Origin of the sequence: Pseudomonas sp. EpS/L25 (assembly GCF_001512295.1) — a bacterium.
GTDB lineage: Bacteria > Pseudomonadota > Gammaproteobacteria > Pseudomonadales > Pseudomonadaceae > Chryseomonas.
Map to the genome: position 1 here is coordinate 76,380 of NZ_LNUP01000002.1, position 24,375 is coordinate 100,754.

Below are 24,375 nucleotides of genomic sequence, written 5' to 3' on the forward strand. Positions count from 1 at the left end.
TATGTATAATGGCAGGCTTGCCTTCTGGGGTGTGCCGGGTTAACGGCCGCTACCCGACCGACTTTAGTCCCGTGGAACCTCATGCCGTGAATCCGCCCCTGCTCGACGCCGTCGCGCTCCGTTGCGAACGGGGCGATCGCCTGTTGTTCGACGGCCTCGACCTGCGCGTGCGGCCCGGCGAGCTGCTGCAGATCGGTGGCGTCAACGGCAGCGGCAAGACCAGCCTGTTGCGCATCCTGGCGGGATTGTTGCCGGCCGATGGCGGGCACGTCCAGCGCCCACCGGCGACCGACCTGCTCTGGCTGGGCCATGCACCGGGCATCGCCGATGGCCTCAGTGCCCTGGAAAATCTGCTGGCGCTGGCCGGTCTGCGGCAGCCGCTCACGCGCGCGGCTGCCCGCGCCGCCCTGGCAGCCATGGGCCTGGAGGCCTGGGCGGACGAGCCCTGTGCCCAGCTGTCCGCCGGGCAACGGCGGCGGGTCACCCTGGCACGTCTGCATCTGCCCGAGCCGCCGCCGCTGTGGCTGCTGGACGAGCCCTTCACCGCGCTGGATGCGGCGACCTGCGCGGCCCTGGAGCACCGGCTGGCGGAGCACTGCGCCCGGGGTGGCGCCGTGGTGCTGACCAGTCATCGGGAGCTGCAACCCCCCATCGCCGGTCATCGCCGCCTGCTGCTGGAGGGTGGCCGATGATCGCGGCCTGCCTGGCGGTCCTCCAGCGGGAGTGGCGCCTGGCCTGTCGTCGGCCGGCGCAATGGCTCATTCCGCTGGCCTTTCACGCCCTCATCGTCACCCTGTTTCCCCTGGCCTTGGGACCGGACGGTCGGCAACTGGCGCTGCTGGCGCCGGGCCTGCTGTGGATCGCCCTGCTGCTGGCCTTGCTGCTCGGCCAGGAAGGGCTGTTTCGTAGCGACTGGCAGGACGGCTCCCTGGAGCTCTGGCTGCTGGCGCCCCAGCCCCTGGCGCTGCTGGTGCTGCTCAAGCTGCTGGTGCACTGGTGTTTCAGCGGCCTCGCCCTGGTGGCCCTGACCCCGCTGCTGGCGCTGATGCTGGGCCTGCCTGCCGCGGCCTTGCCGGCGATGCTGGCGGCCCTGACCCTGGGCAGCCTGGCCCTGACCCTGATCGGCGCCATCGGCGCGGCCCTCACCGTGGGCCTGGCGCGCGGCGGCCTGCTGCTGGCGCTGCTCAATCTGCCGCTGCAGATTCCGGTGCTGATCCTGGGCACGCTCAGCCTGGACGCCGCACGCAACGGCCTGCCGGTCACCGGCTACCTGCTGTGGCTGGGCTGTCTCACCCTGCTGGCCCTGACCCTGGCGCCCCTGGCGGTGGCCGCCGGCCTGCGCATCGGCGCCGCCCAATGACGAGGAACCCATGAACTGGACCTGGCTGCACCGCCTGGGCTCGCCCGCCATCTTCTATCGCCTGGCCGGTCGGATGCAGGGGCCGTGCCTGGCCCTGGCCGGGCCGCTGCTGGCCGTCGGCCTGGTCTGGGGGCTGTTTATCGCGCCACCGGACTACCAGCAGGGCGACAGCTTCCGCATTCTCTATGTGCACGTACCAGCAGCCTTCCTGGCGCAGTCCTGTTACCTGTTGCTAGCCATCGCCGGGGCCGTCGGCCTGGTCTGGCGTCTCAAGCTGGCCGACGTCGCCCTGCGTGCCGCTGCGCCCCTCGGCGCCTGGATGACGGTGATCGCCCTGGCGACCGGCTCGCTGTGGGGCATCCCTACCTGGGGTACCTGGTGGATCTGGGATGCCCGACTCACCTCGATGCTGGTGCTGCTGTTCCTCTACCTGGGCATCATCGCCCTGGGGCAGGCCAGCGGTTCACGGGAGAGCGCCGCCCGGGCCTGCGCCCTCCTGGCGCTGGTGGGGTCGGTGAACCTGCCGATCATCAAGTATTCGGTGGAATGGTGGAGCACCCTGCACCAGCCGGCCACCTTCAGCCTGGTGGAGCGTCCGCCGATGCCGCCGGCCATGTGGCTACCGCTGCTGGTGATGGTGCTGGGCTTCTATCTGCTGTTCGCCGGGTTGCTGTTGCAGCGGATGCGCCTGGAGCTGTTGCGCCGCGAATGGCGGAGCCGCTGGGTGCGGGCGGAACTGGGCGAGGGCGGGGCATGAGTGGGCTGGACTGGGCGCAGGCCCTGAGCATGGGTCGTCACGGCCTCTATGTCTGGCCGGCCTTCGGCCTGACCCTGGCGATCCTCCTGGGCCTGCTGCTGCACGGCTGGCAGGCGCGCCGGCGGCTGGAACGCGACCTGCGCCAGCGCTGGCGGCGGGAGCGCCAGCCATGAATGCCGTCCGCCGTCGTCGGCTGCTGTGGGTGCTGGTGCTGCTGCTCGGTGTGGGCGGCGCGGCGGCGCTGGCCCTCAGCGCCCTGCAGCAGAACATCAACCTCTTCTACACCCCAAGCCAGATCGCCCGGGGCGAGGCGCCGCGGGACACCCGCATCCGCGCCGGCGGCATGGTGGAGAAGGGGACCCTGGTGCGCGCCGTGGATTCCCTGGCGGTGACTTTCGTCATCACCGACTTTCAACAGGAGGTGCGGGTGAACTATGCCGGCATCCTGCCGGATCTGTTCCGCGAAGGACAGGGCGTGGTGGCCCTGGGCCGACTCGACGACCAGGGCCGCCTGGTGGCCGACCAGATCCTCGCCAAGCATGACGAGAAATACATGCCGCCGGAGGTGAGCCAGGCGCTGCGCCAGGCCGGACGGCCGCTGGATGGCGCGAGGCCGGCGCCATGATCCCGGAACTCGGGCAACTCTGTCTGCTGCTGGCGCTGGCCATGGCCCTGGTGCAGGGCACCCTGCCATTGCTGGGCGCCTGGCGCGGCCAGGCCGATTGGATGCGGCTGGCGCGCCCGGCCGCCTTCGGCCAGTGCCTGTTCCTGGCGCTGGCCTTCGCTGCCCTGGTCTGGGCCTTCCTGCAGGATGACTTCTCGGTGGCCTACGTGGCAGCCAACTCCAACAGTCGGCTGCCCTGGTACTACAAGATCAGCGCCACCTGGGGCGCCCACGAGGGTTCGCTGCTGCTCTGGGCGTTGACGCTGTCGGCCTGGAGCCTGGCGGTGGCGGTCTGTTCGCGGCAGTTGCCCCAGGCCCTGCTGGCGCGGGTGCTGGGCATCCTCGGGCTGGTGGCCCTGGGTTTCCTGGCCTTCCTGGTCGCCACCTCCGATCCCTTCGCGCGCCTGCTGCCGCAATTTCCGCGCGACGGCAACGACCTCAATCCGCTGCTCCAGGACCCCGGGCTCATCCTGCATCCGCCCATGCTCTACATGGGCTACGTCGGCTTTTCGGTGGCCTTCGCCTTCGCCCTAGCGGCCTTGCTGGAAGGGCGCCTGGACGCGGCCTGGGCACGTTGGGCACGACCCTGGACACTGCTGGCCTGGGCCTTTCTCGGCTGCGGCATCGTGCTGGGCTCCTGGTGGGCCTACTACGAGCTGGGCTGGGGTGGCTGGTGGTTCTGGGACCCGGTGGAGAATGCCTCCTTCATGCCCTGGCTGGTGGGCACGGCGCTCCTGCATTCCCTGGCGGTGACCGAGAAGCGCGGCCTGTTCAAGGGCTGGACGGTGCTGCTGGCCATCGCCGCCTTTTCGCTGAGCCTGCTGGGAACCTTCCTGGTGCGCTCGGGGGTGCTGACCTCGGTGCATGCCTTCGCCAGCGATCCGACCCGCGGGGTGTTCATCCTGGCCTTCCTGCTGTTGGTGGTGGGCGGCTCCCTGACGCTCTTCGCCTGGCGTGCGCCGGCCCTCAGCGGAGCGGCGACCTTCGGCCTGGCGTCGCGGGAAGCGCTGCTGCTGATCAACAACCTGATCCTGGTGACGGCCGCGGCCACGGTCCTGCTCGGCACCCTCTATCCGCTGATCATCGACGCTCTCACCGGCGCCAAGCTGTCGGTCGGTCCGCCGTACTTCGATCTGCTGTTCGTCCCCTTGATGGCGCTGCTGATGCTGGCCCTGGGCGTGGGCGTGCTGGTGCGCTGGAAGCAGAGTCCGACTCGTTGGCTGGCCCGGTTGCTGGCACCCATCCTGCTCGCTTGCGCGGTGCTGGCGGGACTGGCGGCCTTCTGGCTGGCGCAGCCCAAGGCGGCGATCCTGGCGGTATTGGCGCTGGCGGCCTGGGTGGTGCTGACTGGCCTGCGCGATGTGCTGGGCAAGGTCGGGGCGCTGGGTTGGCGCCGCGGGCTGCGTAGCCAGCCGCGTAGCTACTGGGGCATGCAGGTGGCGCACCTGGGCTTGGCGGTTCTCGCCCTGGGCGTGGTGCTGGCCAGTCAGCTGGACGTGCAGCGCGACCTGCGCCTGGCACCCGGTGAGCAGGTCGAACTTGGCGGCTATCGCTTCGGCTTCGCCGGTACCCAGCACTACGAGGGGCCCAACTTCAGCGCCGAACGTGCCCTGCTGCAGGTGGAGCGCGACGGTCGCGTGGTGGCGCTGTTGGCGCCGGAAAAGCGCCGCTACCTGGCGGGTGGTGCGGTCATGACCGAAGCCGCCATCGATGCTGGCCTCACCCGCGATCTCTACGTCGCCCTGGGCGAGCCGCTCGGGGCAGGCGCCTGGGCGGTGCGCCTGCAGATCAAGCCCTTCGTCCGGCTGATCTGGCTCGGTGGCCTGCTCACCGCCCTGGGCGGGTTGCTGGCGCTGGCCGATCCGCGCTATCGGCGCCGCCGGGCGGCGTCCATCCCCGCACCCGAGGAATTTTCCTGATGCGTCGCCGCCTGCTGCTATGCCTGCCGCTGCTGGCCTTCCTGGTACTGGCCGGTTTTCTCTATCGCGGCCTCTATCGTGATCCCCAGGTCTTGCCCTCGGCCCTGGTGGGGCAGCCGTTTCCGGTCTTTTCGCTGCCCGGCGTGCAGGACGAGCGCCTGTTCAGCCGCCAGGATCTGCTCGGTCGCCCGGCGCTGGTCAATGTCTGGGGTACCTGGTGCGTGGCCTGTCGCGAGGAGCATCCCGTACTGAATCGACTCAAGGCCCAGGGCGTGGTGATCCACGGCATCAACTACAAGGACGACAACGCCAGCGCCCGCCGCTGGCTGGCGGAATTCCACGATCCCTATCAGCTCGATATCCGCGACGACGAGGGTCGGCTGGGACTCGACCTGGGGGTCTATGGCGCTCCGGAGACCTTTCTGATCGACGCCCAGGGCGTGGTGCGCTATCGCCACGTCGGGGTGGTCGATCAGCGCGTCTGGGACGAGGAACTCGGACCGCGCTATCGCGCCCTGGCGCGCGCGCCATGAGACCTTGGCTGCTGGCGATCCTATTGCTCGCGTGGTCGGCTCTGGCCAGCGCTGCCATCGACACCTATGGCTTTCGCGACGAGGCCGAACGGCTGCGTTTCCAGGCCCTGACCCGCGAACTGCGCTGCCCCAAGTGCCAGAACCAGGACCTGGCGGATTCCAACGCGCCCATTGCCGGCGACCTGCGCCGGGAGATCCAGCGGCTGATGGCGGCTGGGCAGAGCGATGAGCAGATCATCGCCTACCTGGAACAGCGCTATGGCGAGTTCATCCGCTATCGCCCGCCTTTCGAGGGGCGCACGCTGCTGCTCTGGACCCTGCCGGCTCTGGGCTTGCTGGGTGGTGCCGGGGTGCTGCTGGTGCTGACCCGCCGGCGTCGCATCGAACCGGCGCTCAGCGCCGCCGAGCGCGAACGGCTGGCCGCGCTGCAGGCGGAGGAGGAGCCATGACCCTGACCTTCTGGGGCCTGGCCGGGCTGCTGGCGATCCTGGCGGCGCTGATCCTGCTGGTGCCGCTGCTGCGCGGTGGGCGGACGGCGGAAGATCAGCGCGCGGCGATCAATCGCGCGCGCTACCGGGAACGCCTGGCGGAGGCACGGCTACGCGCCGGCCAGGGCGAGCTGGATGCCCAGGCCCTGGCCGGCGCCGAGGCGGAGGCGGCGCGGAGCCTGCTGGCCGACAGTCCGATCGATGAGCAGCCCGCTTCCCGCCAGGGTCGGCGGCTCGCCATCGCCGCTGCCCTCGTGGTACCTAGCCTGGCCCTGGGGCTCTATCTGTGGCTCGGCGCCCTGCCAGCACTGCAACTCAGCCAGCGACTCGCCGCGCCACCCCCGTCACCCCAGGCGCTGCTGGCCAATCTGGAAGAGGCCACGCACCGGCAACCCCAGGCCGTCGACAACTGGTATCTGCTCGCCCGGGCCTATGCCGGTCAGGGGCGCTACGATGCGGCGGTGAGCGCCTTCGAGCAGGTGGTGCGCCGCGATGGACGGCGCCCGGAAGTCCTGGGCCAACTGGCCCAGGCCCGCTTCTTCGCCGCCGGCCGTAAGCTCGATGCTCAGGCCCAGGCGTTGGCCGATGAGGCGCTGCAGGCCAATCCGGCCGAACCCACCACCCTGGGGCTGCTGGGCATCGCCGCCTACGAGCGCGGCGACTATGCCCAGGCGGCCGCCCGCTGGCGTCGGTTGAGCGCCCGCCTCGATCCGGCGGACCCGCTGCGCCAGGCCCTGGCCGATGGCATCGCCCGGGCCGAACGGGCGGCGCAGGCGGCGGGGCAGGGTGTGACTCCCTCCGGATTCGCCGTGGAGGTCAGTCTGGCACCGGAGGTGGCGCGGCGGGTGCGGCCCGACGACAGTGTCTTCGTGTTGGCGCTGGCCGCCGACCAGCCCGGTCCGCCGCTGGCGGTCCGCCGGCTGCGAGTGGCTGATCTGCCGCTGCGGGTAAGGCTCGACGACAGCGATGCCATGCTGCCCCAACGACGGCTGTCGGAGCAGCGCCGGGTGCGTCCGGTGGTAGTGATCGCCCGTGGCGGCGATCCGCTCAGGGGCGACTGGCGCCACGAGGGAGCGCCGCTGGAGCTACCGACCGCCACAGTCGGTCGAGTGCGCGTGGAAGCGGCGGATGCCACGGCGCCATGATGCGCTAGCAAAAAACCAATCAGGACAGGGATGCCATGAATACCTACCCGGAAGTGAAGACCTACGAAGAAGCCGTTGTCGCGACCCAGGCCGTTTGCGACGCCATTCGCGACAATCCGCAAGCGCGGCGGGCGGTTCGCGAGTCCTTCTACGAGCAATTCGGCGATGCCGACAACGACGGCCTGAGCTACGGCGATTCGGAGCTGGCCTTTCTCGATTGGGAAATCCGTGCCGGGGTCCTGGATCCGGAAACCGGCAGTCACTGGTGGCGCAACGTCAACCTGAACTTCATCTATCTGTCCGAGCTGGCCGGCTGCCTGGCACAGCATGATATTCCCAGTGACCAGGCGCCCTTTCCCACGCGCTGCTGGCTGGATTTCATCGCCGAGCCCACGCCGCGCCATTGGTATCGAGCCCACAATTCCTCCATCCTCGACGGTTTCCACCTCTATGAGGACGACGCCCGCCTGGAAAACGAGGTCGGCCAGGAATTCCTCAACATCACCCTCTACCGGCTGATGTTCGCTCAAGCGCTGGTGGAGGATGCGACGGTCTTCGGTGAAATTGGCGCCTGGCTGGCCGACCCGCGCGGATTTTCGGTGACGCTGCTGGTGCATCTGGCGGACTTCTATCCGCCGCACTATCCGCTCACCGAGGCGGATCGTGCCGTCATCGAAGGTAAGGGCATGGGCCTCGAGGAAACGGCCGTGCGGCTGATGGATGGCTTGATTCGTCATTATCTGCGCGAGCTGTACCAGGAGGCGGCCGGGTGGAACCAGGCGCCTGAGCTGCTGAATTATCTGAACGGCAACAAGCCCGCCTACCCACCCGCCACGGACCACCGCGAAGCCCTCGCGGCGGCCCAGGCGGTGGCGTCACTGGAAGGCGTCCTCGCCGGGCAGCACCTCACTGTGGCCGAGGATGGCGCGAGCGGTCTGCAGGCCTGACAGGGTCGCCGACTCCACGCAGCCCATGTTGAAGCCGTTGTCGATCCAGTCGCCGGTCAGGTAGAGGTTGCGGCAGACGCTGCCGTCGGTGGCCAGGCGGTAGCGACTGCTACCGGCCACGCTCTGCACGTATCTCTCGCTGGGATCGACGTTGGCGCGCCAGTACTGGTAGTCGAAGCGCGCCACGCCGCTGACGTCGGCGGGGGCCAACAGGTATTCCCAGTGGTAGTCCTGGTTGGTGCCGGCAGCCGGCCAGTAATCGAGTAGGCTGGTCTTCATGAAGTCGATGAAGGCTACTTTTACCTGGCGTGCCTGGCGCTGCGGATAGTCGTTTTTCTCGCCGATGGGCGGGGCGGGATCGGCGGCGAAGACCCCGCAGAAGTAGCTGATGTCCTGGGGCGGGGTGCCGCTCGACCAGTCCTCGCGGTCCACCAGGTAACTGACGTCGGCCCAGGAGTCCATCGCCTGGGCGGCAAAGCCGAGCAGCTCCGGGGCCTGGCCACCCTTGGGCGAGCCGGTCCAGCCCAGTTGCCAGACGTCTCTGTCCTGCCACAGCTGGACCGCCTGGGTCGCCACGGTGGCCACTTCCCGGGTCATCTTGGCGAAGGCCGGGTCCAGCGCGCATAGGCTCGGGGAAAGCGCGGCTAGGCCGGCGACGGAGATGCCGACCACCACCTCATGGAAGTCGTGATCGACCACCAGTTCCAGCTGTTCGACGCCCGGCCAGCCACTCCAGTTGGATTCCAGGTTGATGTGCTGCTCCTGCAGCTCCTTGGCGATGTCGTCGCGGATCTGCCCGTAGAGCGGCTCGGAGGGCCAGCAGGGCAGGCCCTTGACGTCCACCAGCGGCTGGTAGGGCTCCTGCTTGAGCGGCACCTGGCGCTGGATCTGCAGCCGGGTCACCCGCGGCCCCTGGCCATCGTTGGCGGCCTCGATACCGGTCACCTGGTGGAAGAACTGGAAATTCACTCCGCGCTTGGCCAGCACCTCGTAGTAGGGCGCGAAGACCACGTCGCCCATGCCGGCCTGCATGCGCCAGATGAAGGAACCCTTGGAGGTGGTGAGCGCCAGCAGGGCGGCGCGCAGCACGGTACCGGCCTCGACGTTGGGTTGCTCGAGGTCGCCGTCGCGATAGGCGAAGATGCCGCCGTGCAGCGACTTGACCACGGCGCCGTCCAGGGTGGCGGCGCTGGCCCCATGGCGCTGCAGCCAGGCCAGGAAGGTCTCGTCGTTGAGGACCTCGAAGCCCTTGGCGTAGACCTCATCGGCGAGCATGCCGATGAGTACCGTGAGGCCGAAGTCCAGCAGCAACCAGAGCCGATGGGCGACCAGGCTGGTCTCGCCGCGTTCCTGCAGCACTTTGCCCAGGAGGCTACGGGCTTCGCGCAGCAGCCATAGCAGCAGCGGATGATCGACGCCGGCGGGCAGTGCCTTGCGCGCCTCGTGCAGGTGGCGCTCCGCCTCGCCCAGGGCCAGCTCCTGCAGCTCTTCGCGGCAATGCGCGCGCAGCCGGGCGAACAGCCCGGTCGGTGCGGCGGCTGCGGGGGTGTCATCCACTTCGCCCAGCCGCAGCAGCCACTCCAGCAGGTCGCCCAGGGCGGTCATGAAGGGCTTGGGATTCCAGCCCTCACCGGGCTTGCCCGGCAGCGCGAGGGTATCGATGGGCCAGGTGGTCCAGGTGTTCTGGAAGTCGTCGGCGAAGGCGGTATGGGAATGGGCGAAGAAGGCTTCGTCGAGGGTGGCCAGGGGCGACCCCGCCGGGCGTCCGAGTTCCTCGTAGCACTGCCGCAGGCTGTGGAAGGCGTTGTAGTAGAAGCCGAACCAGACATGGATGCCGTGTTCTTCGATGCGCTGGTGGTCCGCGGCGTTGCGGCCACTGGCACCCTTGCCCCCCAGGCGCCAGCCCTGCTGATAGAGGGTGATCTGGTAGCGATCCTGCCAGTTGGGCTCACTAGTGAGACGAAAGGCGGCCGTGATGGCGGATACACCACCGCCCAGGATGACGATCTTGCGAAAAGAGGGTAACGCTTCCATGCCGTTTGCTCCGAAGTGTGCAATTTCTTGCGCGAGTGGACGAATGCCTGGTGATGGCTAAGGTAATATCACTGTATCGAAAAGTTCCCTCGAGACTTTAGGGTCCGGCTGAAAAGTACTTGCGTAGCGACGCGACGACGTCCTGAGTCGACGCGCTCGACCTGCGCCGGGCGACTCGTCATGCAGGCTCAGGCAGGGCAATTGATTACAGTTGAGGCGACGACCCGGCGGGGCGTCCCAGGATCGAGGCGAGCGCGGTGTTGAGGATTCCAGGCTATAGCTGCAAGGCACGGGTGAGCGAGAGTCGCCATGCGCTGATCTACCGCGGAACCCGCCTGGACGACGGACAACCGGTGATTCTCAAGCTGCTGGCCGCCGACTACCCCACGCCCCAGGCCCAGGCCGGACTGCGCCAAGAGTTCGAGCTGACTCGTCGGGCCAGCGGCAGTGGGGCGGTGAGCGCGGCGCTGGATCTGGTCGACTACGACGGGCGCCAGGTGCTGGTGCTCGAGGACATCGGCGGTACCGATCTCGCCGCATTGCTGGGCCGGGGGCCGCTGACCCTGGACGATTTCTTCGACTGGGCGTTGGCTATCGTCCGCGCGCTGGCGCGGTTGCACCGGTTGCGCATCGCCCACAATGACCTCAATCCGCGCAACATCGTCTGCAATGGCGACACCGGTACGCTGCGCCTCACCGACCTGGGGATCGCCACCGAGTTCGGCGCCGTAGGCAGCGGCGAGATCCGCCTGGAAGGCTCCCTGACCTACCTCGCGCCCGAGCAGAGCGGGCGGACCGGGCGGCACCAGGACTACCGCAGCGACTTCTACGCCCTCGGCGTGACCTTCTACGAGATGCTCTGCGGCGAGCCGCCGTTCCGTGCCCAGGATCCCCTCGAACTGGTGCATGCGCACCTGGCCATGCGTCCGCCTGCCTTGGCGGAGCGGGTGCCGGGCATCCCCGCCGGGCTGGTGGCGCTGGTTGAGAAACTGATGGCCAAGGCCGCGGAGGAGCGCTACCAGGGCTGCTTCGGCATCCTGCGCGATCTGCAGCGTTGCCAGGCGAATTGGCAGGCCGGGCGCGACGAGGCGTTCGTGCCGGGCAGCGAGGATCCGCCCGCGCGTCTGGTGATGTCGCGATCGTTGCAAGGCCGGGCCAGCGCCATGCGCCTGCTCGACGAAGCTCTCGCGCGCGTGACCCTCGGCCAGGTCGAGGCGGTGTTCGTCAGGGGCGCCTCCGGGGTCGGCAAGTCGGCCCTGGTGCAGGCTTTCGTGCGTCGCCAGGGCGAGCGGATGGTCGTGGTCCACGGCAAGTTCGAGGCCCTGGGCCGCGCGGTGCCCTACAGCGCGCTGCGCCAGGCGGTGAAAGAACTGGTCGAGCTGGGCCAGACGCTGGGCGCGGACTTCGCCGAACGCCTGCTCGGCCTACTGGACGGCAATGCCGTCGTCCTCACCGATGTATCGCCCGAATTGGTCGCCTGGCTGGGGCCCCAGCCGCCGGTGGCCGAGTTGTCGCCCCAGCAGGCCGAGCAGCGCTTCGACGATGCCGTGAGTGCCCTGTTGCTGGCCTTCGCCACCCACGACCGGCCCCTGCTGCTGTGGCTGGATGACCTGCAGTGGGCGGACGCCGCCTCGCTGCGGCTGATCGAGCGCCTGCTGTCACGCCGGCATCCCGGTTCCCAACTGCTGGTGGCGACCCTCCGCGACGAGCACCTGGCCGGCAGCCCGCTGGAGCGCCTGGTGACGACGGCGCCGATTCGCAACCTGACGCTGGGGCCGCTGTCCCGCGAGGAAATCGAGCGGCTGATCGCCGAGATCCTGCCGGCCCCGGCCGCCGACCAGGCCGCGCTGGCCGGCCTCTGCCTGGACAAGACCCTGGGCAATCCCTTCTTCATCGAACAGTTGCTGCGCAGCCTGCAACAGGAAGGCCTGCTGGAATTCGATGGCGAGCACGGCCAGTGGCACTGGGAGCTGCCGCGCCTGCAGGCACTGGACGTCTATGACAACGTGGTCGACTTCATGGTCGGCAAGCTCCAGGACCTGCCGCCGGCCACCTCGCACTTGCTGCAGTGGGCCGCCTGCCTGGGCACGGTGTTCTCTTGCGAGCGACTCGCCGCGCTGATCGGCGAGGCACCCGCGACGATCCATCGCCTGTGCCAGATGCTGGTCCAGGAAGGCCTGCTCACCGAAGCCGGGGCGGGGGACGACGGCGCTCCCACCTTCTTCAGTTTCCCCCACGATCAGGTGCGCCATGCCGCCCATTCGCTGCTGGCGCCCGACGAGCGCGAGCGCGTCCATCTGCGGGCGGGCCAGCTGTACCTCGCCGAAGGCGGGAAGGCGCGGCTGGAGGCGGTATCGCACCTCAACCTGGCGCTGGCGCTGATCGAGACGCCGGCCGAACGCCTGCAACTGCTGGAGCTCAATCTGGAGGCCGCGCGCCGGACGCGGCAGGCCAATGCCTACCCGGCGGCGCTGGAGTTCCTGCGCACCGCAGTGACGCTGATCGACGAAACCGCCTGGAGCGGACGCCATGTGCTGCTGTTCCAGCTGCATCGCGAGTGGGCGGAACTCACCCATCTCTGTGGCGACGCCCTGGAGGCGCTGCGGATCTGCGAGCTGTTGCTGCCACGGGCGCGGACGTCCCTCGAGGAAGCGGGCGTGCGCGCCCTGCAGATCGATCTGTTCAGCGGGCTGGGACGTTTCGCCGAGGCCCTGGCGGTGGGCGTGGCGGGCGTCCGGGCGCTGGACGAGCCCTGGCCGGAAGACCCGGCGGACATCAACCAGGCCATCGGCGCGGACAGTGCCGAGGTCGACGCCTGGCTCGCCGCGCGGTCGCCGGCGGCGCTGCTCGACCTGCCGACCATGGATGATCCGCGTGCCCAGCTGTTGATCCGGCTGCTGGGGCTGCTGTGGGGACCGGCGATCAACGTCGACCTGCCCATGAGCCTGCTGGCGGTGATGCGCATCGTCAAGCTGTCGATCCAGTACGGCAACGGCGACCTCTCGCCCTTCGGCTATGCCAACTATGGCTCGCTGCTGTCGGCCTTCCACGGGCGCTACGAGCTGGGCTACCAGGTCGGGCGCCTGGCCGTCGACCTGGTGGACCGCACCGGCAATCTGCCGCTCAAGTGCAAGGTCTACACCATGTTCGCGGTGACCAACAGCCCCTGGTCGAGTCCCATCGCGGACAACGTGGCGCTGTTGCGCGAGGCCCTGGCGGCCGGCCAGCGCACCGGCGAGATCATCTTCACCGCCTACAGCGCCTTCCATATCCTCAAGCACCTGCAGCATGCCGGGGCGCCGCTGGATGACATCCTCGGTGAAGCCGGAGGGATCGAGCCGATCCTGCTGGGGATCGGCGATCCCAATACCCTGGAGATCTTCACCATCCTGCGCCAGTCGCTGCGCCTGCTGCAGGGGCTGACGCCGAGCCAGGAGCGTTGGGACGAGGAGGGCCAGGACGAAGCGGCGCTGGTGCGCCAGATGCAGGACAGCGGCCATGTGCTCTGCCTGAACTACTACGATTTCAACAAGATGCAGGCGGCCTTCCTGTTCCGCCGGCTGCCGGCCGCGCGGCAGCATGCCGAGGCCATGGAGGCCTCGCTGGCGGCCACCTTCGGCTGGTTCAGCATTGCCGAGCATGCCTTCTATCAGGCGCTGATCCTGCTGGCCGGGGACGAGCTGACGGAGGCGGAGCGGGCCAAGGTCCAGGCCGCCCGCGAACGGTTGGCCGGTTGGGCGACGCACTGCCCGGAGAACTTCGCCCACAAGCGCGACCTGGTGGACGCCGAGCTGGCGCGCCAGGCCGGTCGCACCGAGACGGCCATGGACCTCTACGAGCAGGCCCTGGAGTCGGCGCGGCTGCATGGCTTCCGCCAGGGCGCGGCGCTGGCCGAGGAGCTCTACGGCCGCTTCTGGCTGGCGCAAGGCCGCTCGCGTCTTGCCCGGGCCTATCTGCAGGACGCCCAGCGCAGCTACCTGCACTGGGGCGCGGCGGCCAAGGCGGCGGCCCTGGAGAACGAGTTCCCCCGCTGGCTGCGCGTCGCGGAAACCCGTTCCCTGACGGTGCAGCGCACCCATGACCAGAGCACCGGCGAGATGATGCGCCTGGACTGGCTGTCGGTGCTCAAGTCGCTGCAGACCATTTCCAACGAACTGGCACTGGACCAGTTGCTGGCGCGGATGATGCGCATCATCCTCGAGGAAGGCGGGGCCCAGCACGGGCTGTTGCTGTTGCCGGAAGGTGGACGCTGGCTGGTGCAGGCCTCGGGGTGCAGCGGCGCGGCCGAGCCCAAGGTGCTGCAGGGGCTGCCTGTGGCGCTGGGCGAGCAGGATCTCGGCGAAAGCCTGGTGCCGCTCACCCTGGTCTCCCACGTCATCCGTAACCGGGAAGCGGTCATCCTCGACGATGCCGCCAGTGCCGGACGTTTCGTCCGCGACAGCTACATCCGCGCCCGGCGGCCGCGCTCCATCTGCTGCATGCCGATACTGCGCCAGGGCCGCCTGATCGGCGTGCTCTATCTGGAAAACAACCTGCTGGCCCAGGCCTTCACTCCGGGTCGGCTGCAGGTGCTGAGCATCCTCGCCACCCAGGCGGCGATTTCCCTGGAGCATGCGCAGATCTACGAGACCCTCGAACAGCGCGTCGTCGAGCGAACCCTCGAACTGGACCAGGCGCGCATCCGTGCCGAGGAAGCGGCCACGGCCAAGTCGATGTTCCTGGCCACCATGAGTCATGAGATCCGTACCCCGCTCAATGCCGTGATCGGCCTCAGTCGTCTGACCCTGGGCACCAGGCTGTCCGGCGAGCAGCGCGGCCATGTCGGCAAGATCCTCGATTCCGGCGAAAGCCTGCTGGGCGTCATCAACGACGTCCTCGACTATTCCCGCAACGAAGCCGGCGGCACCCGGCTCGAGCAACTCGGCTTCAACCTGGGCAAGGTGCTCGAGCGCACCCTGAACCTTTGCGCCCTGAAGGCCCACGAGAAGGGTGTGGAGCTGGTGCTGGACTGCGGGCTCGACATCCCCCTGCAATTGGAGGGCGATCCGCTACGACTGCAGCAGGTATTGGTCAACCTGCTGAGCAACGCGGTCAAGTTCACCGAGGCTGGGCATGTGCTGATCCGCGTCGGCGCGACGCGCGACGGCGAGCGGGTAGGGCTCAGAATCGCCGTCGAGGACACCGGCATCGGCATGACCGAGGCGCAACTGGGCCAGCTGTTCCAGCCCTTTACCCAGGCGGACGGCTCCATCAGTCGCCGCTATGGCGGCACCGGCCTGGGCCTGGCCATCTCGCGCCAGCTCACCGAACTCATGGGCGGTTCCCTGGAGGTCCGCAGCGAGGCAGGACGCGGGTCCTGCTTCACCCTGCAACTGACCCTGCCGGTGACCGGCGAGCCGGAGCGGCTGCCCAGCCAGCTGGTGCGCCGGGTGCTGCTGGTGGACGACCATGCCCTGGCGCGGCGCATCCTCGCCCAGCGCCTGCGTGAACTGGGCATGCAGGTCCGCGAAGCGGAATCCGCGGCCCAGGCGCTGGCCGCCGTGACGACCGGGAACGAGGCGTTCGAGCTGGCCATCGTCGACTGGCGCCTGGGCGCCGATGACGGCCTGGTGCTGGCGCGGCGCCTGCGCGAGCGCCAGCCAGGGCTGCCCCTGGCCATGCTGGCCTCGCCCTACGAGGCGGAAGAGGTGCGCAGCCTGGGCGAGGACATCGTCGGCCTGGAGCTGCTCGACAAGCCGATCACCGCGCCCATGCCCCAGCGGCTGCTGGCCGGCCTCGGTCTGGCGCCCGCCATGGCGCCGACGCTGGGGCAGACGGCGATCGACCTGCAGGGCATCCGCCTGCTGCTGGTGGACGACAACGCCATCAATCGCCAGGTGGTGATCGGCTTCCTGCAGGACACCGGCATCCACATCGAGGTGGCGGAAGATGGCCAGGCGGCGCTGGATCGCCTGGAACACGAGGCCTATGACCTGGTGCTGATGGATGTGCACATGCCGCGCCTGGATGGGCTCTCGGCCACCCGCCTGCTGCGCGACCGTCCGGCGCTGGCGCGGCTGCCGGTGATCGCCATGACCGCCAACGGCCTGCCGGGGGACCGGGAGCGCTGCCTGGAGGCCGGCATGAACGATCACCTGGTCAAGCCGCTCGATCCCAACGAGTTGTTCCGCATCATCGCCGCCTGGGCCAGTCTCGAACAGCTGGAGCGCGCCGAGCGCAAGGCGGTGGCGGAAGTCAACGAGGCGAGCCTGCTGACGCGGGCGCGCGGCACCGCGGCGCTGGAGCCGGAAACCGCGTTGCGCCTGCTGCGCGGCAACACCGAACTCTATGAGCAACTGGTCCGCGATTTCCGCGTCCAGCAGGCCGATCTGCCCGGCCGTATCGCCGCCTGGCGCGCCGCGGACGACGTGGCTGGTCTCTTCGAATGCGCCCATGCGCTGCAGTCCTCCGCCGCCTACGTTGGCGCCACCGCCCTGCAGGAAGCGGCCCAGCGACTGACCAAGCGCATTCGCCTGGCCCAGCCCCTCGCTGAGGAGATTCGCCTGTTGCACGCCGAGGCCGAGCGCTGCCTGGCGTCGCTGGACGAGTTGCTGGTCGAGGACGAACCATCGCAATCGGGCGCGTCCGAGGACGGGCTGGAAGCCATGCTCGAGCGCCTGGTCGAGCTGTTGCGGGCCTCGGATTTCGCCGCCGAGGGAGTGCTGGACAGACTCGTCGAGCGCTGCGCGGGCACCCCCCAGGGCGCCGATGTGACGCGTATCCGCGAATGGGTGGATGACGTCGAATTCGAACACGCCGCCGATGCCACCCTCGATCTGCTGCGCCGGGTACGGCAGATCGATCAGCGGTCGGGCTGAGGGCCGATGGAGGTAAGGGGTAGCGATCTGCCGCTGATTCTGATCGTCGACGATCAGAAGAGCAATCTGCGAGTCCTCGCCGACCTGCTGCGCGACGAGGCGCGCATCATGCTGGCCAAGAGCGGGGTGCAGGCGCTGACCAAGGCAGCCCGCGAGCATCCGGACCTCATCCTGCTGGACGTGGTGATGCCAGGCATCGACGGCTTGCAGCTGATCCAACTGTTCAAGCGGCGGGCCGAGACCAGCGCCATCCCGGTCATCTTCATCACCGCGGCCAACGACCTCAATCGCGAGGTCGAGTGCTTCGAGCTGGGCGCCAGCGATTTCATCCAGAAGCCTTTCAATCCCCTCGCCGTGCTGGCACGGGTCCGTCTGCACCTGCAACTGGCCCGCCAGCGCCGCCTGCTCGAAGAGCTGGCGCACCTGGACCCCCTGACGTCGGTGGGCAACCGGCGGCGTTTCGACGAGCAACTGGCGGTGGAGTGGCAACTGGCGGTCAACCGCGGGCGGCCCCTCGCCATCGCCATGCTCGATATCGATTACTTCAAGCAGTACAACGACACCTACGGCCATGCCGCGGGCGACCAGGCACTGTCACGGGTGGCCCAGGTGCTGGAGCAGCGCATCCGTGAGCGCGACTGCCTGGCCCGCTATGGTGGCGAGGAATTCGTCCTGCTGCTGCCGGGTGCCTCCCAGGCTGCTGCCGAGGCGGTGCTGGAGCGCTGTCGGCAGGGGATCGCCGAGTTGCGCATCGCCCATCCGCTGGCGGACGATCGTCTCTGGCTGACGATGAGCATGGGTCTGGCCTGCTGCCATCCGACCCCGGAACAGGAACCGCACTGGCTGCTCAAGTCGGCGGATTCCCTGCTTTATCAGGCCAAGGCAGCCGGGCGCAACCGGCTGGTCAGCGCCGGTCTCTAGTGTGGTGTTTCAGAAGTTCGCGCAAGAATTGGCGAGTGATTTTTTGGCGGTTCGGCGTTCCGACTGGGCCAGGCCCCGCGACGGGTCATAGCAGGGCTATGGCGAGGAGTGGCAACGCCGCCTAGGCCGAAAAAGCGCCGCCAAAGTTGTGCAGTCAACGTCTGAAACACCACACTAGCGGCAGGCTCAGGCGTCGCCGGCGGGCCCGGCCAGCAATTCCACCCGGTTGCGGCCGCTGGCCTTGGCCTGGTACAGCGCCTGGTCGGTGCGTTCGAGGAAGGCTTCGTGGTCGTCACCGCTCTGCGGCTGGATGCTGCCGACGCCGATGGAGATGGTCACTACCCCGATCTCGCTGCCGCTGTGGGCCACCTGCAGGCGCTCGACCCCCGCCCGGCAGGCTTCGGCGACCTTGCGCGCACCCTCGGCGTCGGTGTCCGGCAGCACCATGGCGAATTCCTCGCCACCATAGCGGGCCACCAGGTCCGCCGGGCGCTTGAGCTGTTCGGTCAGCACCGCGGCCACCTTCTTCAGGCAGAGATCGCCGCTCAGGTGACCGTAGGTGTCGTTGTAGCGCTTGAAGTGGTCGACGTCGCAGAGCAGCAGGGCCAGCGGCTGGCGACTGCGGCGGGCGCGCAGCCATTCGCCTTCGTAGGTCTGGTCGAAGTGCCGTCGGTTGTTGATGCCGGTGAGGCTGTCGATGGCGACCAGTTTCTGCAGTTGGATATTGGCCTCGGCGAGTTGCCGCTGGCTTTCGCGCAGGAAGCGGAAGGCCTCGTCGCGTTGGGCGCGCAGGACGTAGGCTTCGGAGTGGTAGCGGACCCGGGCCAGCAGCTCCAGCTTGTCAGGCAGCTTGACCAGGTAGTCGTTGGCGCCGGTGGCGAAGCTCTGCGCCTTGACCTGGGGGTCTTCCTTGGAGGAGAGCACCACGATGGGCACGTCGCGCAGCGTCGGGTCCGCGCGGAAGCGCCGGACGGTTTCCAGGCCGTCGATCTCGGGCATGATCAGGTCCTGCAGCACCACGGTGGGCTTGAGTTGCAGCGCCATGTTCACTGCCTGATGGGCATCCAGGCAGTAATGCAGCTCGATGTCGGGCTGATCCGCGATCATCCGCCGCACCGCCTCGATGATGATCAACTGATCGTCCACCAGCAGCAGCCGTACCTTGGGGGCGGTCAGGTTGTCCAGGGCTCCACCCTCATGCGTGGCCATTACTGCGTCCTTCTGCGAGCGGGGCGAGAACCCCGCATCTCAACTTGGCCATTCCCTGCCGCTGCGCCGGCCAACGCTCCTGTTGGCGGCCTGTCATGTTCTGCCCCCCGGGGGCGAGGCGAAGCGTCGCTGCAGCCAGGCACCGATCTGCGCGGGACTGAGCACGCGCTCCGCGGCGCCCATTCTAACCGCAGCTGCGGGCATGCCGTATACGGCACAGCTGGCTTCATCCTGCGCCAGGGTCGGGCAACCGCTCTGGCGCAGGGCATACAGCCCGTTCGCGCCATCGCGCCCCATGCCGGTGAGGAGGATGCCCAGCGCCTGGCGGCCCAGGTGGGGGTGGCCGGCAAGGCTGGCGAAGAACACATCCACCGATGGCCGATAGGGATAGTCGAGCGGCTCGTCGGTGTAGGCGAAGCGACCCCGGCCGTCCAACAGCAGGTGATCGTCGCCCAGGGCCACGCAGACCTGGCCGGGCTGCGGCTGGGCGCCGGCGGCGGCGGCCGTGACCGGCCAGGCGATCTGGCTGCCGAGCCAGGCGATGAAGCTGGGGGCGAAGCGTCGGTCGATATGCTGTACCAGGACCACGCTGGCGGCGCCGGTCGGGGCCCAGCCCTCGAACAGGCTCACCAGGGCGGCCGGGCCGCCGGTGGAGGCGCCGATGGCCACCAGGGCACCCGGCGTTTCGGTGGTCGTGCCGACCGGCGCGGTCGCTTGCGGCAGTGCCGGTTGGGTGGGACGTTCGGGCAGCCGCACCAGGGGTTCGATACGGCCGATCTTGCGCAGCAGGGCGCCACCGTCGGCCCCGCCGGCGAGGGCCGGGGTGGCGGTCACGTCGAGGGCACCGGCGCCCATGGCGCGGAACACCCCTTCGCAATCGTCCGGGGTGGCGGTGACCACGAGGATGGCGCAGGGCGACTGCGCCATGATCCGGCGGGTCGCCTCGATCCCGTCCAGGCGCGGCATCTGCAGGTCCATGAGAATGAGATCGGGCCGATCCTCGGCGCAGCGTGCCACGGCTTCCTCGCCGTCGTGGGCGATCCAGGCCACCGTATGACGCCCGTCGCTGGCCAGCAGGCGGCGCAGGGCTTCGGTGGCCAGCAGCAGGTCGTTGACGATGGCGATTCTCATGGGGCTCCGATGAGGTCCTGCACGGCGGTGATCAGGGCGTCATCATGGAAGCTGCCCTTGGTCAGATAGTAATCGGCACCGGCCTGCATCCCCTTGAGCCGATCTTCCGGACGGTCCTTGTAGGAGACGATCATCACCGGCAGGGCGTGCAGTCGCGGATCGCGACGCACCAGCTCCACCAGTTCGATGCCGTTCATGCGCGGCATGTCGATGTCCGACAGCAGCATGTCGAAGTCGCCGGCGCGCACGGCATTCCAGCCGTCCATGCCGTCCACCGCCACTGCCACTTCGTAGCCCTGGCTTTCCAGCAGCTTGCGTTCCATCTCGCGCACCGTGAGGGAGTCGTCCACCACCAGGATGCGTTTGACCCGCCGGGTAGCGGCGACCTGGCTGCCCTGCACCTGGCGCAGCCGGCCTTCGCCCAGCAGGCGCTCGATGCCGGTCAGCAGGTCGGCGACGTCCAGCAGCAGCACCGGGCTGCCATCGTCGAGCAGGGCCCCGGCGGTCACCGAGCGCAGCTTGCCGAAGATGTCGTCCAGCGGCTTGAGCGCCAGGCCCTGCTCGCCGCGCAAGCGATCCACCACCAGGCCGTAGCGCCCTTCGCCGCCGCCGATCACCAATACCGCCAGGTCGTCGCTGGCCGGGCCGGCGTCGAGTTCGAGCAATTGGTGCGCAGCCACCAGGCCCAGGCGATCCTCGCCGAGCAGGAAGAAGGCCTTGCCCTCCAGGGAATGTACCTCGCCTGCGGCCAGGCGCAGCACCCGTTCGATGCGGGTGACCGGCAGGGCGTAGGCCTCGCCGGCGATGTCGACGATGAGCGCGCGGACGATGGAGCGGCTGACCGGCACCAGCAGGTGGGTGCTGAAGCCTTCACCCGGACGGGTTTCCAGGCGCACCTCGCCGTCCAGGGCGCGGATGGCATCGGCCACCACGTCCAGGCCCACGCCGCGTCCGGACAGCTCGGTGACCGTCTCCTTGAGGCTGAAGCCGGGCAACAGCAGGAATTCCAGCAACTCGGCCGGGCTCAGGGCGGCAGCGACCGGGGCGGGGCTCAGGCGGCGGGCGATCACCGCGGCCCGGATGCGCTCCAGGTCCAGGCCACGGCCGTCGTCATACAGGCTCACCTGCAGGCGACCGGCGACGTGGCGGGCTTCGAGGCGGATCTGGCCACTTTCCGGCTTGCCCAGGGCACGGCGTTCGGCCGGGGTTTCCAGGCCGTGATCCAGGGCGTTGCGCAGCAGGTGGTTGAGCGGACTCTCCAGGCGCGCGAGCACCTCGCGGTCGATCAGGGTGTCGGCGCCGTCCACCTGCAGGGTGGCGTCCTTGTCGAGGCTCCTGGCCAGGTCGCGTACCAGCCGCGGAAAGCCCTGCACGGCGTCGCGCAGCGGGCGCATCCGCACGCCGAGCACCTCGTCCAGCAGGCCCTGGCAGACGCCGAGCAGGCGGCGCTCGTAGGCTTCCAGCGCCTGCAGCTGCTGCTGATAGCGATCGAGCAGTCCCTCCTGGCGTTGGCGCAGTTCGTTGCTCGCCGCCGCTGCCTGGCCGAACAGCGCCTGCAGTTCGCCGCGATAGCCCTGGAAGCCCTGCACCAGGCCGTGCAGGCCGAGGCCCATCACCCGGGCCTCGCTGGTGAGGGCAAGAATCTGGTTGAAGCGGCCGCTGTCGACCCGCAGGGGGTCCCGGGCGCGCTCGGCCTCGGGGGGCTCTTCCGCAGCGGCAGCGATGCTCGGTGCCGCCGCGCTGGGCGGCGTTGCCGCCGGGCTCGGCGCTACGTCGGCGTCGGCGGCACTCAGGGCCTGGGCCAGGGCGCGCTGGGCATCGCGCTGTTCGAGCTGCCAGCGTTGACTGGCGGCTTCGTCCAGGCGGCTGACCTCGCCGAGGACATCGACGCAGCGGAACAGCCGGTCGAGATCCGCGGCGCCCAGGCGGCGCTGGCCGGCCTGCACGGCCACCAGGCAATCCTCCATGGCATGGGCCAGTTCGACCAGGCCATCCAGGTCGACGATGCGGGCGGCGCCCTTGATCGAGTGGGCCGCGCGCATCATGGGCTCGATCACGGCGATATCGGCGGGATCGCGCTCCAGGCGCAGCAGACCGGCGTCCAGGGCCTGCAGGTGGCTCTGCACCTCGCTGGCGAAGAGGTCGTACAGCGACATCTCGCGCACGTCGCGCGGGGGCTGGCTCATCGCAGGGCCTCTTCCAGGGCGCGCTCCAGGCGCATCGGCTCGATCAGGCCGACCTGGTACGGCCCTTCGCGATAGACCCCGCCAAGATAACTCAGCAGCTCGCCACCAAGGGTTGCTGGCGGCGGCTGCAACTCGGCCGGCGCATAGCGTTGCAGCCCCAGCACCTCGTCGACCTGGATCGCCCAGTCACGGCGGCCGATACGGATCAGCAGCAGGCGCGGGAAGCCCTGGGGGCGGCTGGCGGGGGCCACGGCGAGCAGCAGGTCCAGGGCGATGCAGGGATACAGCTGGCCACGTACCGGCACGATGCCGTGCAGCAGCGGCGAGCGGCGATGAGGCACCCGGTGGGCGGCGGTGGGCTCGGTGGCGGTGACCAGGCAACTGCCCGGCAGCCCCAGCCATTCCCCGCCCAGGCGAAATACCAGGGCGCTGAGCGAGCGCGTCTGAGCATCGACCACGGGCGCCGCATAGCGCTCGGTCCAGGCAGCCCGTTCGGCGTCGGCCAGTTCGCGATCCAGGCTCATGCCTGATCTCCTGCACCGGGCTGGATGCGTGCCGCGCGTTCGCGCAGGCGGCCGGCTTCGTCGAGGCGTCCGGCGCGCTCGCAGATCAGCGCCAGCCGGCACAGCGCGGGGTAATGGGCGGGTTCCAGGTAGAGGGCCTGGCGCAGCGCCCGCTCGGCCTCGGCGGCGCGTTCGTCGGGCAGGATCAGGGCGAGCAGGAAGTGAGCACCGGCCTGGCTGCGATCCTGTTCGAGCAGGCTGCGCAGCAGGGCCTCGGCTGCGTCGCCACGGCCGGCATCGGCCAGCCGCTGCGCCTGCTCCAAGGCCGCCGGTGGCGCGGGCGTCGCGGGGGTGTCGACGGGCAAGGCGCGACTGCGTGGCGGCGGCGCCGGTGCACGGGGTGCCGTGGATGGACGGGGTGCGGCCTTGCGCCGTGGCGGGGCGGCGACGGTCGGGGAGCGGGCGGCATCCGCTACCTGTGCCTGGCGCTTGACCAGTGCCGAGGCATGGGCCACGCCCAGGCTGGCGAAGCCGTGGCGCATGGCGCTGACCATTTCCGAGCTGCCTACGCAGAGCAGGCCGTCGTCGTGCAGCAGGGCGGCCAGGTGGCTCAGGGCGCGGCCCTGGGTCTGGTCGTCGAAATAGATCAGCAGGTTACGGCAGAGCACCACATCGAAGAGCGCGCCGTCGCGCAGGCTGCCGAGCTGGAGGATGTTGCCCTGGCGGAAGCGCACCTGGTTGCGCACCGACTCGGCCAGGCGATGCCGATCACCTTCGGCGCTGAAGTAGCGCTCGCGGAAGCCCAGGTCCTTGGCGCGGAAGGAGTTGCGGCCGTAGAGACCGCGCCTGGCCCGCTCCAGCGAGGGTTCGTTGATGTCCACGGCGGTCACCTGGAAGGCGCTGGCCGGCAGGCCGGCATCGAACAGCGCCATGGCCAGGGTGTAGGGTTCCTCGCCGGTGGAGCAGGGCAGGCTGAGCAGCCGCACGGGGCGAGCGCTGCGCGCGTGGCGCTCCTGGGCGAAGCGGGCCGCGTGGGTGATGGCCTGGGGATCGCGGAAGAACCAGGTCTCCGGGATGACCAGCAGGTCCAGCAGGTCGGCGAATTCGGTCTCGTCGTCGAGGATGCGCGCCATGTAGAGCTCCGCCTCGCTCTCCTGGCGCTCGCGCAGCCGCTGGCGAATGGCGCGCCCCAGCATGTCATCGGCGATGGCGAGGCCCGTGCGGGAACGCACCAGGGGCGCCAGGCGCGGATCGAGTTTCACGCGGCCTCCTGGAACAGCAGCGCGGCCAGGGTGGGCGAGAGCAGTCGTGGCAGGTCGAGCCAGAGCCAGAGACCCTCGGGGGTTTCCAGGACCTCGCCCAACCAGGGGTAGTCGGGCAGCGGGATACCGGCCGGCCGTGGCGGGGTGGCCGTCACCCGGCGCACGCCGGCGACGCCTTCCACCACCAGGCCGAGCGGCCGGCTATCGCCACCCGGTGTGGACAGTAGATAGTCCACCAGCAGGATGCGGGTGTCCTGCCGCGGCCGGGCGCTCCGTCCGCCACTCATGGCGGTGATGTCCACCACCGGCACCGCCGCGCCATGCAGGTTCATCAATCCGGCGACACCAGCAGGCGCCGCGGGAAAGCGGGTGAGCTGGAGATAGGGCAGCACCTGGCGGATGACCGCCGTCGGCAGGGCCGCCGCCGCCTCGGCCAGCTGGAAGGCCAGGATCTGCATC

Annotated in this window: 19 protein-coding genes; 12 read left to right on the top strand and 7 right to left on the bottom strand. The window is 69.3% G+C overall.

Features of this window, described 5'->3' with window-relative positions; all coding sequences use genetic code 11:
- Window positions 1–86: 86 nt before the first annotated feature.
- The 10 genes from ccmA to AR540_RS01695 are packed head-to-tail and all read left to right on the top strand — an operon-like array spanning window position 87 to window position 7,813.
- Window positions 87–692, top strand: a complete 606-nt coding sequence (gene ccmA / locus AR540_RS01655; RefSeq protein ID WP_059226123.1) for a cytochrome c biogenesis heme-transporting ATPase CcmA — start codon at window positions 87–89, stop codon at window positions 690–692.
- Window positions 689–1,360, top strand: coding sequence for a heme exporter protein CcmB (gene ccmB, locus AR540_RS01660; protein WP_059226124.1), 672 nt, complete (start codon window positions 689–691; stop codon window positions 1,358–1,360). The genes ccmA and ccmB overlap by 4 nt, the downstream gene beginning before the upstream one ends.
- A gap of 10 nt (window positions 1,361–1,370) precedes the next feature.
- Window positions 1,371–2,117 carry a heme ABC transporter permease gene (locus AR540_RS01665; protein WP_059226125.1) on the top strand — a complete coding sequence of 249 codons (747 nt, stop codon included), beginning with the start codon at window positions 1,371–1,373 and terminating at the stop codon, window positions 2,115–2,117.
- Window positions 2,114–2,290: a heme exporter protein CcmD gene (ccmD, locus tag AR540_RS24365; RefSeq protein ID WP_065242498.1), complete on the top strand. Its 177-nt coding sequence runs from the start codon at window positions 2,114–2,116 to the stop codon at window positions 2,288–2,290. The genes AR540_RS01665 and ccmD overlap by 4 nt, the downstream gene beginning before the upstream one ends.
- Window positions 2,287–2,742 (top strand): cytochrome c maturation protein CcmE, encoded by a 456-nt coding sequence (gene ccmE / locus AR540_RS01670; RefSeq protein WP_059226126.1) that lies wholly within the window; start codon window positions 2,287–2,289, stop codon window positions 2,740–2,742. Before ccmD ends, ccmE begins: the two co-directional genes overlap by 4 nt.
- Window positions 2,739–4,700: a heme lyase CcmF/NrfE family subunit gene (locus AR540_RS01675; protein ID WP_059226127.1), complete on the top strand. Its 1,962-nt coding sequence runs from the start codon at window positions 2,739–2,741 to the stop codon at window positions 4,698–4,700. Before ccmE ends, AR540_RS01675 begins: the two co-directional genes overlap by 4 nt.
- The gene (locus AR540_RS01680) at window positions 4,700–5,233 is read left to right on the top strand and encodes a DsbE family thiol:disulfide interchange protein (RefSeq protein WP_059226128.1); all 534 of its coding nucleotides are present in this window, start codon (window positions 4,700–4,702) and stop codon (window positions 5,231–5,233) included. The genes AR540_RS01675 and AR540_RS01680 overlap by 1 nt, the downstream gene beginning before the upstream one ends.
- A complete protein-coding gene (locus AR540_RS01685) occupies window positions 5,230–5,682 on the top strand; it encodes a cytochrome c-type biogenesis protein (RefSeq protein WP_059226129.1) in 453 nt (150 codons plus the stop codon). The genes AR540_RS01680 and AR540_RS01685 overlap by 4 nt, the downstream gene beginning before the upstream one ends.
- Window positions 5,679–6,866 (top strand): c-type cytochrome biogenesis protein CcmI, encoded by a 1,188-nt coding sequence (ccmI, locus tag AR540_RS01690; RefSeq protein ID WP_059226130.1) that lies wholly within the window; start codon window positions 5,679–5,681, stop codon window positions 6,864–6,866. The genes AR540_RS01685 and ccmI overlap by 4 nt, the downstream gene beginning before the upstream one ends.
- A gap of 35 nt (window positions 6,867–6,901) precedes the next feature.
- Window positions 6,902–7,813 (top strand): hypothetical protein, encoded by a 912-nt coding sequence (locus tag AR540_RS01695; protein ID WP_153014150.1) that lies wholly within the window; start codon window positions 6,902–6,904, stop codon window positions 7,811–7,813.
- Here AR540_RS01695 and AR540_RS01700 read toward each other — a convergent pair.
- Window positions 7,742–9,847 carry an NAD(P)-binding protein gene (locus AR540_RS01700; protein WP_059226131.1) on the bottom strand — a complete coding sequence of 702 codons (2,106 nt, stop codon included), beginning with the start codon at window positions 9,845–9,847 and terminating at the stop codon, window positions 7,742–7,744. The two genes, AR540_RS01695 and AR540_RS01700, sit on opposite strands and share 72 nt — an antisense overlap.
- Before the next feature lie 257 nt (window positions 9,848–10,104).
- On the opposite strand from AR540_RS01700, the gene AR540_RS01705 reads away from it, so the two are divergent.
- Both AR540_RS01705 and AR540_RS01710 read left to right on the top strand, forming a co-directional pair.
- Window positions 10,105–16,704 (top strand): response regulator, encoded by a 6,600-nt coding sequence (locus tag AR540_RS01705; protein ID WP_059226132.1) that lies wholly within the window; start codon window positions 10,105–10,107, stop codon window positions 16,702–16,704.
- Window positions 16,705–16,710: 6 nt separating this feature from the next.
- Window positions 16,711–17,625 (top strand): diguanylate cyclase domain-containing protein, encoded by a 915-nt coding sequence (locus AR540_RS01710; protein WP_059226133.1) that lies wholly within the window; start codon window positions 16,711–16,713, stop codon window positions 17,623–17,625.
- A 186-nt stretch (window positions 17,626–17,811) separates the two neighbouring features.
- On the opposite strand, the gene AR540_RS01715 is transcribed toward AR540_RS01710, so the two are convergent.
- The 6 genes from AR540_RS01715 to AR540_RS01740 all read right to left on the bottom strand — a co-directional run bounded on the left by AR540_RS01715 (window position 17,812) and on the right by AR540_RS01740 (window position 24,374).
- A complete protein-coding gene (locus tag AR540_RS01715) occupies window positions 17,812–18,834 on the bottom strand; it encodes a GGDEF domain-containing response regulator (RefSeq protein ID WP_059226134.1) in 1,023 nt (340 codons plus the stop codon).
- A gap of 93 nt (window positions 18,835–18,927) precedes the next feature.
- On the bottom strand, window positions 18,928–19,965 hold the full coding sequence (gene cheB, locus AR540_RS01720) for a chemotaxis-specific protein-glutamate methyltransferase CheB (RefSeq protein WP_059226135.1): 1,038 nt from the start codon (window positions 19,963–19,965) through the stop codon (window positions 18,928–18,930).
- Entirely contained in the window at window positions 19,962–22,151 is a 2,190-nt protein-coding gene (locus AR540_RS01725; protein ID WP_059226136.1) for a hybrid sensor histidine kinase/response regulator, read from the bottom strand. Before AR540_RS01725 ends, cheB begins: the two co-directional genes overlap by 4 nt.
- Window positions 22,148–22,675, bottom strand: coding sequence for a chemotaxis protein CheW (locus tag AR540_RS01730; RefSeq protein ID WP_059226137.1), 528 nt, complete (start codon window positions 22,673–22,675; stop codon window positions 22,148–22,150). The genes AR540_RS01725 and AR540_RS01730 overlap by 4 nt, the downstream gene beginning before the upstream one ends.
- Window positions 22,672–23,916, bottom strand: a complete 1,245-nt coding sequence (locus AR540_RS01735; protein ID WP_059226138.1) for a CheR family methyltransferase — start codon at window positions 23,914–23,916, stop codon at window positions 22,672–22,674. The genes AR540_RS01730 and AR540_RS01735 overlap by 4 nt, the downstream gene beginning before the upstream one ends.
- Complete coding sequence (locus AR540_RS01740) at window positions 23,913–24,374, bottom strand: chemotaxis protein CheW (protein WP_059226139.1); 462 nt, start codon at window positions 24,372–24,374, stop codon at window positions 23,913–23,915. The genes AR540_RS01735 and AR540_RS01740 overlap by 4 nt, the downstream gene beginning before the upstream one ends.
- Between the last annotated feature and the right edge of the window lies 1 nt (window position 24,375).